Annotated in this window: 12 protein-coding genes; all 12 read left to right on the forward strand. The window is 42.2% G+C overall.

Translation table 11 applies throughout. The features are described from left to right. The first annotated feature begins 27 nt into the window (after nt 1-27). The 12 genes from BQ5796_RS05680 to spoVE all read left to right on the forward strand — a co-directional run bounded on the left by BQ5796_RS05680 (nt 28) and on the right by spoVE (nt 14381). Nucleotides 28-930 carry a 2-dehydropantoate 2-reductase gene (locus tag BQ5796_RS05680; protein WP_071459347.1) on the forward strand — a complete coding sequence of 301 codons (903 nt, stop codon included), beginning with the start codon at nt 28-30 and terminating at the stop codon, nt 928-930. Beyond that, on the forward strand, nt 927-1316 hold the full coding sequence (locus tag BQ5796_RS05685; RefSeq protein WP_071459348.1) for a DUF3397 domain-containing protein: 390 nt from the start codon (nt 927-929) through the stop codon (nt 1314-1316). The genes BQ5796_RS05680 and BQ5796_RS05685 overlap by 4 nt, the downstream gene beginning before the upstream one ends. 84 nt (nt 1317-1400) lie before the next feature. Then, nucleotides 1401-3035, forward strand: coding sequence for a bacillithiol biosynthesis cysteine-adding enzyme BshC (bshC, locus tag BQ5796_RS05690; RefSeq protein ID WP_071459349.1), 1635 nt, complete (start codon nt 1401-1403; stop codon nt 3033-3035). 142 nt (nt 3036-3177) lie between these two features. After that, on the forward strand, nt 3178-3609 hold the full coding sequence (gene mraZ, locus BQ5796_RS05695) for a division/cell wall cluster transcriptional repressor MraZ (RefSeq protein ID WP_071461167.1): 432 nt from the start codon (nt 3178-3180) through the stop codon (nt 3607-3609). A gap of 56 nt (nt 3610-3665) precedes the next feature. After that, the gene (gene rsmH, locus BQ5796_RS05700; RefSeq protein ID WP_071459350.1) at nt 3666-4601 is read left to right on the forward strand and encodes a 16S rRNA (cytosine(1402)-N(4))-methyltransferase RsmH; all 936 of its coding nucleotides are present in this window, start codon (nt 3666-3668) and stop codon (nt 4599-4601) included. Nucleotides 4602-4635: 34 nt separating this feature from the next. After that, on the forward strand, nt 4636-4989 hold the full coding sequence (ftsL, locus tag BQ5796_RS05705; protein ID WP_071459351.1) for a cell division protein FtsL: 354 nt from the start codon (nt 4636-4638) through the stop codon (nt 4987-4989). Continuing rightward, nucleotides 4989-7205 carry a penicillin-binding protein gene (locus tag BQ5796_RS05710; RefSeq protein WP_071459352.1) on the forward strand — a complete coding sequence of 739 codons (2217 nt, stop codon included), beginning with the start codon at nt 4989-4991 and terminating at the stop codon, nt 7203-7205. The genes ftsL and BQ5796_RS05710 overlap by 1 nt, the downstream gene beginning before the upstream one ends. Before the next feature lie 106 nt (nt 7206-7311). Beyond that, complete coding sequence (locus tag BQ5796_RS05715; RefSeq protein WP_071459353.1) at nt 7312-9231, forward strand: stage V sporulation protein D; 1920 nt, start codon at nt 7312-7314, stop codon at nt 9229-9231. 158 nt (nt 9232-9389) lie between these two features. Then, nucleotides 9390-10868, forward strand: a complete 1479-nt coding sequence (locus BQ5796_RS05720) for a UDP-N-acetylmuramoyl-L-alanyl-D-glutamate--2,6-diaminopimelate ligase (protein WP_071459354.1) — start codon at nt 9390-9392, stop codon at nt 10866-10868. 1 nt (nt 10869) lies between these two features. Further along, nucleotides 10870-11844, forward strand: coding sequence for a phospho-N-acetylmuramoyl-pentapeptide-transferase (gene mraY / locus BQ5796_RS05725; RefSeq protein ID WP_071459355.1), 975 nt, complete (start codon nt 10870-10872; stop codon nt 11842-11844). Continuing rightward, nucleotides 11845-13197 (forward strand): UDP-N-acetylmuramoyl-L-alanine--D-glutamate ligase, encoded by a 1353-nt coding sequence (gene murD, locus BQ5796_RS05730; RefSeq protein ID WP_071459356.1) that lies wholly within the window; start codon nt 11845-11847, stop codon nt 13195-13197. A gap of 86 nt (nt 13198-13283) precedes the next feature. Next, on the forward strand, nt 13284-14381 hold the full coding sequence (gene spoVE / locus BQ5796_RS05735) for a stage V sporulation protein E (RefSeq protein ID WP_071459357.1): 1098 nt from the start codon (nt 13284-13286) through the stop codon (nt 14379-14381). The last annotated feature ends 141 nt before the right edge of the window (nt 14382-14522 follow it).

Raw genomic sequence — 14522 nt, forward strand, 5'->3', positions numbered from 1 at the left:
TACTATATAAGAGAGCGGGTGAATTCGATGAAAATCGCAGTTATTGGGGGCGGATCAATTGGTTTGCTATTTTCGTACTACCTAGGGCGTGAGCACCATGTGACTGTCTATACAAGAACGAAAGAACAGGCAGAATCCATCAGGGAAAATGGCATACGTCTTGTCAAGAAAGGATGCGAATTTTTTGCAAAGACCGATGCATACCCAGTAGATGAATGGACCGGCATTGAAGATCTTACCATCATTGCTGTCAAGCAATATCAGCTCAAGGAATTATTGGAGTCCGCAGCAGGAAGAATGTCACAAGCTGCCTCGCTTCTTTTTCTGCAAAACGGGATGGGACATGTAAGATGGCTTGCAGATCTAGCTGTTAAAAACATATATATTGGATCAGTGGAACATGGAGCATTAGCGCTTGATGATCATTCTGTTTCCCATAATGGGATTGGTGCAACCAAAATCGCTGTTTACAAAGGGACGGTTGAGCCGCTGTCTGCATTGAAAACGTTGGGCATTTTGGATTTTCCTCTTGAAATTGCGGATGACTACAAACGTATCCTCGTCGGGAAGCTTGTGATAAATGCGGTTATTAACCCTCTGACAGCTGCTTTCGGCGTGGAAAACGGAGAGCTTATGTCGAATCCGCATTACTATAAAATTTCAGAAATGCTATTTGCGGAAGTTGCTGAAGTCCTTAAACTTGAGAATAGAGCGTTGCAGTTAGAGAATATTATTTCTGTTTGCAAGAGAACCGCTACTAATCGGTCTTCCATGCTGAAAGATGTGGAGGCGGGGAGAAGAACGGAAATAGATGGAATTCTTGGCTATATCCTTGAGGAAGCCCAGCGGGAAAAGATAGACACACCTATCATCCGCACGTACTTCCATCATATTAAAGGGGAAGAAATGCAACGGAGGACAAGAGATTGAGTAGTCTTTTTGCTGGAGCTGCTGCATTGCTCGTCACCGTTCCGCCGGCTGCTTACTTGTTAGCGTTTATTGCTTCCAAGCAAATTACAGGAAATCACAAGAAATCGGTCAAGCTTGCTGTTGATGTGACTACTCTTTTTTTTCTCTTAGCAGTTCATTACCTGATATTGACTATTTGGGGTAAATCCTTCTTTTGGCTGTTGCTCTTATTGTTATTGGTAATTGGGGCAGCAATCGCCTTTTCGAGCTGGAAGCATCGGCAGGAAATTGATTACATCAGAGTATTTAAAGGAGTATGGCGCTCAAGTTTCTTGTTTTTTGCACTGCTTTATTTAATCCTTGTTGCAATTGGCTTATTAAATCGCCTCTTAATTTTGGACACCTAGCCACGCAACATTTTTTCTTTTCAATATTAACAGTGCTATACTCATGTAGAGCAATACAGCAAAGCGGAAAGGAAGTACATATGAATGGAGATTTACAATCTCGCATTGCCTGCAATGAACAGATTCTCAGCAGGCTATCTGGAAGGCGTCCCTTCTGTAACGCAATTATTTCATTATGATTATAAGCAGGAGAGCCATTATAAAAGGCGTCTGGAAGAATTGAAAGAAAGAAATTTCGCTAGAATTGAACTTGCAGATCATATAGAGTCTTTTATGTCCCGTTATCCAAGCTCTGAGGAAGTAAAGAGAAATCTTGCAAAGCTGCGTAAAGAAAATAGCGTTGCAGTTATCGGTGGACAGCAAGCAGGCATTTTGACAGGACCTCTCTATACAATCCATAAAATCATTTCCATTATTGCATTAGCCCGTCAAAAAGAAAGTGAGCTCGGCATTCCCGTAGTGCCCGTTTTCTGGATTGCAGGAGAGGATCATGATTATCAGGAAATCAATCATGTATACGTAATGAGGAATGGAAATCCGGAGAAAATGGTATATCCTCAAAAGCAGTTAGAGAAAACGATGGCCTCACAAATTAGGATAGATAGGGAAGAGTGCCGACGGTGGATACATGAGGTATTGAAAACATACGGAGAAACGGAACATACGAAAGCATTGCTGGAGTTTGTAGAGAAAACACTAGCCGATGCTGAATCTATCGTCGATTTCTTTGCTGCGATCATTATGGAGTTGTTTAAGGAACACGGCTTATTGATCGTGGATTCAGGAAACCCCGAACTTAGAGTGCTGGAAAAAGATCATTTTGCCAAAGTAATCAATAACAGCAAGGCAATCGCTGAAGCGGTGATGAACCAGCAACAAACAAAATCTTTTTTTGGATATAAAAATTCGCTGGAAATGCAAGCGAATGCAATGAATTTGTTCTATTATGATAGGGAACATGAGGGCCGTATCTTACTGTACCGTAATGAACAAGAAGGAACCATTACAGGAAAGAATGGAGAAATAAGTTTTACTGAAAGCGAATTGCTAGAGTTAGCTTTGAAACATCCGGAAGCACTCAGCAATAATGTAGTCACAAGGCCTCTTATGCAGGAATGGCTGTTTCCTGTACTTGGATTCATTGGCGGACCGGGAGAAATTGCTTACTGGTCGGAGTTAAAGCTTGTATTCGAACATTTTGGCATGATGATGCCTCCAATCGTACCAAGATTGAATATTACCCTGCTGGACAGATCTGTTGATGCTGATCTCGCCGAGCTTTCACTTGATCTCTTGGAAGTAATGGAATTCGGGATAGAGAGACAAAAGCATATATTTATTTCTTCTATTAAAGATGGCGATCTTGACGATATATTTATTAATTTGAAAGAAGAGATTAAAATAAGGTATAGCGGTATCCGTGAGCATCTTTGCGTAAAGGAACCTTCGCTGGTTCCTTTACTCGAGAAAAACGAACGCATTCTGCTTTCGCAAATAAATTTTATCGCCGAAAAAACAAAGGAACCTGCTTTGAGAAAAAATGAAGCAGTTTTGCGGAAATACGATCGTATCGCCAATTCTTTAAGGCCATTGGGTATTCCTCAGGAAAGAGTATGGAATCCGTTTTGGTATTTCAACAAGTATGGAATTCGTTTTGTTCAAGAAATCCTTAAGCAAAAGCTGACATTTGATGGCAGCCATAAAATAGTGAAAATGTAGACCGGCTCTTGGGCAAGGTCTACTTTTTTTATTCCTTTTGCAGGTAAAGAGAGGAATAGGAAGAGCAATGGAGAATTTAAAAAATATGTGGTGGAAAGTGGGGGAATGTGGTACATTTGAAGTAGAAAGTGGGGCCGGTGTCATGTTCATGGGGGAATACCATCACAACATTGATAATAAAGGCAGACTGATTGTTCCTGCTAAGCTGCGGGAACATCTTGGTGAGGAATTCATCATAACTCGCGGTCTTGACCAGTGTTTGTTTGGTTATCCCATGTCTGAATGGGAAGTGATTGAGGAAAAGTTGAAAGCATTGCCTCTTACAAAAAAAGATGCACGTGCATTTACCCGCTTTTTCTTTTCCGGTGCTACCGAGAGTGAAATCGACAAACAGGGCCGGATTAACATCCCTGCTCCGCTTCTTCAATATGCCAGGCTTGAAAAAGAGTGTGTGATCCTGGGTGTTTCCAATCGGATTGAAATATGGAGCAAGGCTATCTGGGAAGAGTATTTCGCAGAGTCAGAGGAATCTTTTGCTGATATTGCGGAAAATATGATTGGATTTGATATATAAGGGTAACATTATCCTGATATAATATAATCCGTGATTCAATCCGAAAGGGGAAAACCATGTTCAACCATACGACAGTTCTGCTTAATGAGGCAGTAGACGGTTTAAAAATTAAACCCGATGGCATTTATGTTGATTGTACTCTCGGTGGTGCCGGGCATAGCGAGCTAATCCTATCCCGCCTATCGGGTACTGGAAGACTTATTGCTTTTGATCAAGATGAGATAGCAATCGAAAATGCAAAAAGAAAGCTCTCGGAGTACCAAGATAGACTTACCATCATTAAGCGTAATTTTTTACACCTTCAAGAGGAACTAGAAAAACAAGGAATAGAAGCGGTAGACGGCATCCTATATGATTTAGGGGTTTCATCGCCGCAGCTGGATAATCCTGAACGGGGATTCAGCTATCATCACAATGCACCCCTTGATATGAGAATGGACCAAGCAGCAGACGTAACAGCTTATGATGTTGTAAACACATGGGAATACGACAAACTCGTCAAGATATTTTTCCAATACGGCGAGGAGAAGTTTTCGAAACAGATTGCCAGGAAAATTGAAGCTGCTCGGGAAAAGGAACCAATAAAAACAACTGGAGAGCTTGTTGAATTAATTAAGGATGCTATTCCTGCGCCAGCAAGAAGAAAAGGCGGCCATCCAGCGAAAAGGGTTTTTCAAGCAATCCGAATTGCTGTAAATGATGAACTTGGAGTATTCGAGAGTTCGCTCGAACAGGCTATTGAAATGCTAAAACCAGAAGGAAGAGTAAGTGTTATTACCTTTCACTCTTTAGAGGACAGGATTTGCAAGGTCACCTTTAAAAAAGCAAGTGAGCTTCCGCCGCTTCCGCCGGGACTTCCTGTCATTCCAGATGAGTTCAAACCAAAGGTGAAACTTGTTACAAGGAAGCCGATTCTACCTTCAGAAGAGGAAGTAGAATACAATAATCGCGCTAGATCCGCAAAACTGAGGATATGTGAAAAATTAAAATAAAATACGGAAACATGAAAAACCAGGAGGGGAAAGAATGAGCAATCTAGCCAGAAAGCTGCAACAAGAGCAGCAACAAACACAACACTCGGCGCCAAAGAGTTCGGTTAAGATAAAATCTTCGGTGACGCTTGGTGAGAAGGTCATTGCAATTGCGTTCGGTTTAATGGTTTGTATTGGTGCCGCATTCATCATCTCCAAGCAAGCCGCAATCTATGAAGTGAACAAAGAAATTCAGCTTTCCGAAAGCGCCATTGAAGATCAGAAGAAGGTTAATAGTGATTTAAGTAATCAAATCGACGAACTTAACAGGTACGAGAGAATTTGGGCAAAAGCGAAAGAGCTTGGCCTTACTCTAAATGAAAAAAATATTAAGGTCGTGCAGGATTAATGCAAAAAAAACAACCAAATATGAATGTCGGAGCAGCGTTATTATTTCTATTTTTTAGCCTGCTCTTTTTCATCTTGATTTTTCGGTTTGTTTCCCTTCAAGTGACCGGAGAAACACATGGTCAGCCATTGGTGGCAAAAGCTAAACAAAAATATACAAAGGAAAATGTGATCGAAGCGAAGCGAGGGGAAATCCTTGACCGTAATGGAGAAGTAATCGCAGAGGATACAACGGCCTATACGCTTGTTGCAATTTTGGACAAGTCTGTCACCACGAATAAAAAGGATCCCAAGCATGTAAATGACCCTGAAAAAACAGCTAGGGAATTGGCCAAATATATCAAAATGGATGAAAGCGATATATATCGTCGATTGACAGACTTTGACGGTAAAAAGCCGTTCCAGGTTGAGTTTGGTAAGGCCGGCAAGGATATCTCACATCAAACAAAGCAAGCAATCGATAAATTGCGTTTACCCGGTATCACTTTTCAAAGAGAAAAGAAAAGATTCTATCCTAACGGTGTCTTTTCATCCCACCTTGTTGGCTTTGTAGAGAATAAGTCAGGAAAAGATGGAAGGATAATAGAGACCGGAAAACTAGGCATAGAACAAAGCTTGAATGATAAATTGACAGGGCAAGATGGAAAGGTGAAATTTGACAGCGATCTATGGGGCTATTTGCTTCCAAATGCAGAAAAGCAAATCTCTCCAGCAAAAGATGGCGCTAATGTCTATTTAACGATTGATAAGAAGATTCAGACTTTCCTAGAAGATGCAATGGAGAAAGCGGCCGATGAGTACAAGCCGAAAAAGATTATTGCAGTTGTTGCTGATCCGAAGACAGGGGATATTCTCGCTATGAGTCAGCGGCCTACTTTCCATCCAAAGACAAGGGAAGGATTGGAGAAGAGCTGGCATAACGAGGTTGTTGAAACATCCATAGAACCGGGATCAACGATGAAAATTTTCACTCTGGCTGCTGCAGTGGAGGAAAAGGCATTCAATCCAAATGAATTGTACCAATCAGGCTCCTATCAAGTCACTCCTAAATCAGGCAGGATTCACGACCATAACGGATCAGGCTGGGGAACGATTTCCTATTTAGAAGGAATCCAGCGTTCATCAAACGTTGCGGTTGCTAAGCTTGTTAATGAGAAAATAGGTTTTGAGAAATATAGGGAGTACTTGACGAATTTGGGATTTGATGATAAGACAGGTATAAACCTCCCGAATGAGACAAAAGGTAAAATTTTGTACGAATGGCCGATCGAGAAAATTACGACTTCATTTGGCCAGGGAACGACAGTAACGCCAATTCAACTTATTCAAGCTGCAACATCTGTTGCGAATGATGGCAAAATGATGAAGTTAAGAATAATTGATAAAATTACTGATCCTTCTACCGGTACTCCGCTTGAAAAGCATAATCCCGAAGTCAAAGGAGAGCCATTCTCCAAAGAAACCGCAAAAGAAGTCAGGGATATTCTTGAAACAGTGGTGACTTCAAAAAAAGGAACAGGTCAGATTTACAATATTGACGGATATCATGTTGCCGGGAAAACTGGAACGTCGCAAATTCCTGGTAATGATGGAAGGTATATGACGGGAAGGGAAAATTATATTTTTTCTTTTCTTGGAATGGCACCAAAAGATGATCCTGAACTCATTATGTATGTTGCTGTTCAGCAGCCTAAATTAAAAGAAACTGTCAACGGAGCTCAACCGGTTGCAGATATTTTCAATACAGTCATGAAGAGTAGCTTACAATATTATAATATTCAGCCTGCATCAACCGATAAGGCCGCAACGGACAAAATTCCTAAACTCGAGGGAATGAAAGTGGAAACGGCCCAGAAGCTTTTAAAAGAATCCGGACTAGTTCCAGTAGTCCTTGGTAAAGGCCAGCAAATTAAGGAGCAGCTGCCCAAAGCAGGTTCAGTACTCCTTGAAGGAGAGAAAGTGCTGCTTCGCACGGACGAAAAATTAATTGTGCCTGACATGACTGGCTGGTCACTGCGAGATGCAATGAAATTTTCGGAGATAAGTGGTTTAACTCTTAACAAATCAGGTTCCGGATACGTTTCCAGGCAAAGTATACAGCCGGGGACGGTGGTGAAAGAAGGCGAGTTTATCATCGTGGACCTTGTTACTCTTGAAGAAAAGCAAAAGCAAAAGGCTGAATCAGTCAAGAAGGAAGAAAAGGACGTCGATAATTGACGTCCTTCTTCTTTTTCCTCATGGTGATAAAAGGCGGTGTACAAGCATATAGTGAAACGAGCCTGTTGCGCGAACGCAACGGACTGCCTGAAAGGGAGGTTTTGCTATGCGAGTATCGAATGTCACTGTAAGAAAAAGACTAGCCATTGTATTGATAGCAGGAATCTTGATTTTTCTTATCATCGATATAAGGCTTGGATATGTTCAGTTTGCCCTTGGTGACTTATTGACACAGAGGGCTAAGGACTCTTGGAGCAGAAATATTCCATTTGAAGCTAAACGAGGGGAAATCGTGGACCGAAATGGGGTAGCGCTAGCAACAAATAAAAGTGCTCCCACTGTTTATGCTGTTCCCAGGCAAATAAACGATGCCGATGCAACAGCAGAGAAATTGGCGGAATCACTCGATGTAAAAAAGAAAAAAATATATGGATATATCACTCAAAGGCAATCTATTGTCCGCATTAACGAAGGCAGGAAAATATCTCATGATAAAGCTAAGGAAATTCGTGCATTGAATCTAAAAGGTGTCTATATTGCTGAAGATTCAAAACGCTATTATCCTTTTGGAAGTTATCTGTCGCATGTGCTGGGTTTCGCTGGTATAGATAACCAAGGCTTAATGGGGCTTGAAAAATACTATGATAAAGAGCTGAATGGGGAAAAGGGATCTGTTAAATTTTTTGCAAATGCAAAAGGTCAGAGAATGGAAAACATGGCAGATGACTACCAGGCACCAAGGAACGGGCTTAATTTGGAACTAACTATAGATAGCAAAGTTCAAACTATTGTCGAACGAGAACTTGATAACGCGCAGGCGAAATACAACCCTGACGGAATCATTGCCATAGCGATGAACCCGAACAATGGCGAGATAGTAGCAATGGCAAGCAGGCCGGATTTTGACCCAGCGAATTTCCGTCACGTTCCGCCGGAAGTATATAATAGAAACCTCCCTGTCTGGAGCTCGTATGAGCCTGGTTCCACCTTTAAGATCATCACACTGGCAGCTGCTTTAGAAGAGGGAAAAGTTGATTTGGAAAAGGATCATTTTCATGATCCTGGTCATGTAGAAGTCGGAGGAGCAAGGCTTAGATGCTGGAAGAAAGGCGGACATGGGAGTCAGTCCTTCCTGGAAGTTGTCCAAAACTCTTGCAACCCGGGGTTCGTTGAATTGGGAGACAGACTAGGAAAAGATAAGCTATTTAAATATATAAAGGACTTTGGATTTGGACAAAAGACGGGCATAGATCTTCAAGGAGAGGGTACGGGCATTATGTTCAATCTAAGCAGGGTCGGGCCCGTAGAACAAGCAACAACAGCTTTCGGACAGGGCGTATCCGTAACGCCAATCCAACAGGTAGCCGCAGTTTCTGCTGCTGTCAATGGTGGAATTCTCTATACTCCGTATATCGCAAAAGAGCTAGTTGATCCTGAAACAGGTGAAACCGTAATGAAAAAGACACCAGTTGCGAAACGGCGGGTTATTTCAAAAGAAACATCAGCTGGTGTAAGGCGTGCGCTTGAAAGTGTTGTCGCCCAAGGAACAGGGAAGAATGCCTTCGTTGAGGGATACCGAGTTGGCGGCAAAACTGGAACAGCACAGAAAGCAAAGGATGGTCGATATTTAGAGAATAACCATATTGTATCTTTCATTGGATTCGCCCCTGCCGATGATCCTCAGCTTGTTGTATATATTGCTGTGGACAATCCAAAGGGGACCATTCAGTTCGGAGGAACAGTCGCTGCCCCTATTGTTGGAAATATAATGGAGGACAGCATGCATGCGCTGAATGTGGAGCCGAGGAAACAGCAGATTGAGAAGGAGACAACATGGCTTGATACGCCAATGGTGAAGGTCCCTGATTTAATGGGTATGAATAGAAAAGAGCTTCGGGAACAAATGGATAACCTAAGATTGGATGTCAGCGGAAAAGGGAACAAAGTAATAGATCAGGCTCCTTCCCCCGGTACTAAAGTAAAAGAGGGGTCCATGATCCGTGTTTACATGGAAGAAGGAAGCTAGCAGAGAAAGAGGGCAGCGAAGGGTTTTCGTTGCCCTTCTTTCTGTGGGCAAGGGAAATGATGAAAAAACGTCACGGTTTATCTCGCAATGATAGCTAAATTTGCCCTTTTACTGTAAAATAAAAATCGCCATGTTTGTTTTGAGAGGATTTGATTATTGTGAAACTACATCAGCTTCTGGGCTGCTTGACTCCTTATATGAAGTTTGAAGGAAACAACCCGGAAATAACATCTATTGATAATGACAACCGAAAAGTGAAGGAAGGAAGCTTGTTTATCTGTATAAAGGGATATACAGTTGACGGCCACGATTTTGCAGCAGATGCTGTCCAACGTGGAGCAAAGGCTGTTATTGCCGAGAAGCAGCTTAGTCTCGACCCTGTAGTTCCCGTAATTATCGTCAAGGACACTGTGAGAGCGATGGCCGTTTTGGCTGATGCATTTTACGCTCAGCCGAGCAAGCAGTTCCATCTTGTTGGAATAACAGGAACGAACGGTAAAACGACAACCAGCCATATCATCGAAAAGATTTTTAGGGACTTTGGCCAGAAGACCGGACTGATTGGGACGATGTATGCAAAAATCGGAGATACAAAACTGGAGACAAAGAATACAACACCAGAAAGTCTGACCCTTCAAAAAATATTTAGGGACATGGCAGATGAAGGCGTCGGAACAGCGGTGATGGAAGTCTCCTCCCATGCACTTGTCAATGGCAGGGTAAATAACACTGATTTCAATGTAGCGGTTTTCACCAATCTTACCCAAGATCATCTTGACTATCACAAAACGATGGAAGAATATAAAAAAGCTAAAGGATTGCTGTTCTCAAGGCTAGGGAATGCTTTTAACCATAAACAACCTAAATATGCCGTGCTGAATGTGGATGATCCTGCCACAAACGAGTATTTATCTAATACGGCAGCTGGAATAATTACATATGGAATTGATAATGAGGCAGATATTAGGGCTACCAATATAGAGCTTACCGCGTCGGGTACATCCTTTATGCTCCAAACACCGCTAGGTAATAGGAAGGTAAACTTGAAACTTGCCGGACGTTTCAACGTGTATAATGCGCTTGCAGCTATCGCTACCGCAGTAGTATCGAATGTTCCGCTCGAGGATGCAGTTCAATCAGTCGAAGATTTAAAAGGGGTCCGCGGAAGGTTTGAACTTGTGAACGAAGGACAAGATTTCTCTGTTATTGTTGATTATGCCCATACTCCTGATAGTCTCGAAAATGTCCTGAAGATGATTGGACAGATTGCAGAGAAAAGGGTTTATACAGTAGTAGGCTGCGGTGGTGACCGTGACAGGACAAAGCGCCCACTTATGGCAAAGATTGCATGTGACCTTTCAACAGATCCTATTTTCACCTCCGATAATCCTAGAAGTGAGGATCCTGAAGTTATTCTTAAGGATATGGAGGAAGGTGTGAAAGGTAGGGAATACAAGAAAATTGCTGACCGTCGGGAAGCAATTTGCCATGCTATTAAGCATGCAGGCAAAGGTGATGTGATCCTGATTGCAGGTAAAGGACACGAGACGTATCAGCAAATCGGCAGTGAAATTTTTGATTTCGATGACAGGGAAATTGCTGCAGAAGCCATCAGAAGTCTGAAAGGGGGCTCTTAATATGCTAGAGCAAGTTATCCTTTTCACGATTATAATGGGTTTTTTGTTAACAGTCCTAATATCGCCTTTTTTCATTCCTTTTCTTAAAAGGCTAAAATTTGGTCAAAGTATTAGAGAAGAAGGACCAAAATCGCATCAAAAAAAATCGGGGACGCCAACAATGGGAGGGCTAATGATCCTCCTATCCATCACGGTGACAACCCTTGTGATGACATACAAATTTTCTGAACCTAGTGTTGAGACCTACCTTTTACTTTTTGTAACCTTAGGGTTTGGATTGCTTGGCTTCCTTGATGATTTCATTAAGGTCGTTATGAAGCGAAATCTAGGTTTAACATCAAAGCAAAAACTTCTCGGTCAAATTGTTATATCAGCAGTGTTCTATTTTGTTTTTAAACAAAGCGACTTCTCGACTGTGATCAGTATTCCTCTTACAGACTGGTCATTTGACCCGGGCTGGATGTACATTTTTATTGTTATCTTCTGGCTCGTTGGTTTTTCAAATGCGGTAAACCTCACAGATGGTTTGGACGGTCTCGTTTCTGGTACCTCCGCCATCGCATTCGGAGCGTTTGCCGTACTTGCTTGGAGTCAGTCCCAATACGAAATCTCTATTTTTTCAGTTGCTCTTGTAGGAGCCGTCCTAGGCTTCCTTGTTTTCAATGCCCACCCGGCAAAAGTATTTATGGGAGATACAGGTTCATTAGCATTGGGAGGAGCGATTGCTACCATTTCTATCCTAGCCAAGCTTGAGATTATCCTTGTCATAGTTGGCGGAATTTTTGTTATAGAAACGTTATCAGTCATCATCCAAGTTATTTCATTTAAGACCACAGGAAGGCGTGTCTTTCGGATGAGTCCTCTTCATCACCATTACGAGTTAAGCGGTTGGTCCGAATGGCGCGTGGTCGCGACTTTTTGGACAGTAGGTTTATTGTTTGCGATTCTTGGAATCTATATCGAGGTGTGGGTGTAATTGAAAGCGACTAAAGTATATGAACATAAAAAAATATTGGTGCTGGGACTAGCTAAAAGCGGAGTCTGTGCAGCAGCCCTTCTTCATAAGCTTGGGGCATTTGTAACAGTGAATGACAGCAAGCCGCTAGCTGAAAACAAAGAAGCCCAAACCCTTCTTGAGGAAGGAATCAAAGTTATTTGCGGAAGCCACCCGGTTGAGTTAATGGATGAAGGCTTTGAACTTGTTGTTAAGAACCCTGGTATACCATATCACAATCCGATGGTAGCAAGGGCGTTAGAACTTGGTATTCCTGTCATAACAGAAGTGGAGCTTGCTTATGAGGTATCTGAGGCACCATTTGTTGCAATTACAGGAACCAATGGCAAGACGACAACAACTACCTTAGTGTATGAAATGCTCATGCACGGAAACAAACAGCCTTTGATTGCGGGTAATATTGGTACCGTTGCATCAGGAGTAGCACAAGAAGCATCAAAGGATAACCATATTATCATCGAATTGTCTTCTTTTCAGTTAATGGGAGTTTCCCGCTTTAGACCGAAGATTGCCATTATCACGAATCTTTATGAAGCCCACCTCGATTATCACGGTACTGTCGAGGAATATCATGGGGCAAAAGCAGAGATAACAAAAAATCAAGAATCAGACGATTATTTGATTGTCAATGCTGACCAGCAGAAAGTAATGGAGATTGCAGAAAGCTCAAATGCAAAAGTCATACCGGTTTCTGTTGCCTCTGAGCTTTCTTATGGAGCCTATCTCAAAGATGGTTGGGTGTACTTCAATGACGAAAGAATTATATCAAGGGAGGAAATTGCTCTTCCTGGGGCTCATAATCTGGAAAATATCTTATCTGCGGTTGCTGCTGCAAAGCTGTCAGGTGTCGAGAATAATTCGATTAGGAAGGTGCTAGAAACCTTTATTGGTGTGAAACACAGACTTCAATATGTTGAAGAAATTTCCAAGAGGCGATTCTATAACGATTCGAAAGCAACGAATATATTGGCGACCGAAAAAGCACTTGCTGCGTTTAGCGCTCCTATTATCCTTCTTGCAGGAGGGCTGGATAGAGGCAATGATTTTGAAAGTCTAATTCCTTCCCTTAACGGTGTAAAAGCGCTGGTTACATTCGGAGAAACTGCTGAAAAAATTGCTGATGCTGGGAAGAAGGCGGGAATAAAAACAATCCTTCGTGCCGATAATGTGGAGAAAGCTGTTCCTGAAGCATTCAGCGTTTCAGACCCGGGAGATATTATCCTGCTGTCACCTGCTTGCGCCAGCTGGGATCAATATAAAACATTCGAGGTGCGAGGAGACATGTTTATCCAGGCTGTGCATATGCTTAAATAGGGTTGTCTGCAGGGCAAAGTCCCGGCTTTCCATAAGGCAGGGAAATGCGGAACAGGCCTAAATAACTGCAGCTGAGGTGCATTGTTTTGCCGAAAAGAACTACACCGGATATAATTCTTCTTATTGTCACATTCACATTGCTTGCCATTGGGCTGGTCATGGTTTACAGCGCAAGCGCTGTATGGGCTGAATACAAGTTTTCAGATTCGTTTTTTTTTGCTAAAAGACAAATGCTGTTTGCCGCAGCTGGCATCATCGCAATGTTTTTCATCATGAATGTGGATTACTGGACATGGAGGACATGGGCAAAATTACTTGTGATCATTTGTTTCGTATTGTTGCTCCTTGTTCTTATTCCTGGGGTAGGAAATGTCCGGAATGGTTCCAGGAGCTGGATTGGAGTAGGGGCTTTTTCAATACAGCCTTCCGAATTCATGAAGCTTGCCATGATTGCGTTTTTGGCGAAATTCCTGTCAGAAAAGCAAAAAATGATTACTTCCTTCCGCTTAGGATTGATGCCTTCGCTTAGTCTTGTGTTCACTGCATTTGCACTCATCATGCTCCAGCCCGACTTGGGGACCGGGACAGTAATGGTGGGAACCTGTGTAGTTATGATTTTCATTTCTGGTGCTAGAATATGGCACTTTTCCATCCTTGGTTTAATTGGTGCAGCTGGCTTTGCGGGCCTTATCATATCTGCACCATACCGCATGAAAAGGATTACTTCTTACCTTGATCCATGGGAAGATCCTCTTGGAAGTGGATTCCAAATGATTCAATCACTTCTTGCTATCGGGCCGGGCGGACTTTTTGGTTTAGGATTAGGACAAAGCAGGCAAAAATCTTTTTATTTGCCCGAACCGCAGACTGATTTTATTTTTGCCATATTATCAGAAGAGTTAGGATTTCTTGGCGGGACCTTTGTCCTTCTCCTATTCTCGGTGCTTTTATGGAGAGGAATCAGGATAGCGCTTGGTGCTCCTGATCTTTATGGCAGTCTTCTGGCGTGCGGTATCATTGCAATGGTTGCCATTCAAGTAATGATCAATATTGGCGTCGTTACAGGCTTAATTCCTGTAACTGGAATTACCCTTCCCTTCCTAAGCTATGGCGGATCATCGCTGACGCTTATGCTAATGGCGGTGGGGGTCTTGCTAAACATAAGCAGATACTCGAGATACTGAAAAATAAACCCTGCTATATCGCGGGGTTTATTTTTATATCATGAAAAAATTGCAGAGATTTCAAGCTTGCCAATGTATGTTAAATTTGCGTGACAATCTTTTTAAAAACAACTCCATTGTTTAGAATATAGTAGAATAGGG

The organism is Bacillus massilinigeriensis (assembly GCF_900111815.1).
GTDB classification, from domain to species: domain Bacteria; phylum Bacillota; class Bacilli; order Bacillales; family Cytobacillaceae; genus Mesobacillus_C; species Mesobacillus_C mediterraneensis.